This is a genomic window from Globicatella sp. HMSC072A10 (assembly GCF_001811625.1).
GTDB lineage: Bacteria > Bacillota > Bacilli > Lactobacillales > Aerococcaceae > Globicatella > Globicatella sanguinis.
In genome coordinates this window covers 1-207 of the sequence record NZ_KV805612.1, presented here as the reverse complement: position 1 = coordinate 207, position 207 = coordinate 1, and the positions used below count along the sequence as shown (strand labels likewise).

The 207-nt window shown below is 32.4% G+C and carries 1 protein-coding gene; it reads right to left on the bottom strand.

Translation table 11 applies throughout. The features are described from left to right. A partial coding sequence (locus tag HMPREF2811_RS11865; protein ID WP_371441392.1) for a helix-turn-helix domain-containing protein occupies positions 1-149 on the bottom strand: 149 nt, incomplete at its 3' end. Between the last annotated feature and the right edge of the window lie 58 nt (positions 150-207).

Here is a 207-nt window from a genome sequence, read left to right as displayed (position 1 = left end):
CGAACATCTTCATACTTGCTTCTTTCATATTCCTTGATATATTTATCAACGGTATTCCTAGATTTCTTCGTGAGTAAAGCAATTTTTCTTTTGCTTAGCCCATCAAGGTAGAGTTTTATAATCGTTTGTTTTTCTTTCAATGCAATCACTCCTGATATTCCCCCTATTTATTATTCAATAGGGTTATTTTCTATCAAAAGTGGCTCA